This is a genomic window from Blautia sp. DFI.1.216 (assembly GCF_020594215.1).
GTDB lineage: Bacteria > Bacillota > Clostridia > Lachnospirales > Lachnospiraceae > Blautia_A > Blautia_A wexlerae.
In genome coordinates this window covers 1-768 of record NZ_JAJDML010000155.1, presented here as the reverse complement: position 1 = coordinate 768, position 768 = coordinate 1, and the positions used below count along the sequence as shown (strand labels likewise).

The 768-nt window shown below is 37.1% G+C and carries 1 pseudogene; it reads left to right on the top strand.

Annotated elements, in window-relative coordinates:
• Positions 1 to 191 precede the first annotated feature (191 nt).
• Positions 192 to 445: pseudogene (locus LJE11_RS20920) on the top strand (IS110 family transposase); the annotation flags it as partial.
• Positions 446 to 768: the final 323 nt, after the last annotated feature.

The following is a 768-nucleotide window of genomic DNA, read 5'->3' as shown; positions in this document are numbered from 1 at the left end:
CTGTAAAGATAAGTTTCGTTATTTAAATTCAATGGAAGAAAATCTGTAGATGTAGATTTCTTTTGCATTGTGCGTTTTATTCCAAGCTTCAATAAGCAGTTTTCGTGTTTCATCATGCAACATAATAATCACCTCTTGACTCTATCATAGACCTGTTGTCAAGAATGTGCAGTATTTTTTGGGAGTGCTATAAGAAACATCCTGAATTTACAGACCGTTACCGTCGCATCAAAGCACGCCGTGGTCACAAGAAAGCCGTCATTGCTGCCGTATGATCCTGACCGCTATCTGGCACATACTCACAGATTTAAAGCCATATACACCGGAAGGTTTTCTTGACTCCCGTCCTGTGAATAAAGAAAAAGTGTTAACTACTTCACAGGCACTTAATCTGCTTAAGCAAAGAGGTTATTTTATCAAAGACGATCCTTTGTCAGTTTCCTGATTAGGTGTTGCGTTTATATTCAATTTTTCAGCCACCTAAAGATGGCTTATTTGTGATGTCAAAATTTATTCTCTATCCACTATCCCTTTGTTTCAAACTTTCAGTTTCCTATTATGTAATCAGTCCGTCTTTTTTGTCCGTTCTGTTTTTTTCTTCTGCTGTCTGGTAGCTCTCTTTCTGTTTTTCAGGTTTTGTAAAGTCAACTTTACAGAATTTACTTTTCTCTTTCTCAAACCAATTTAAACTTTTCTAAACAAGGGGCAGTTGCCTGTTTCTTTTTATTTTACCCTGATTCTTCTTCCCCAGGATACCCAGTCTCCGTA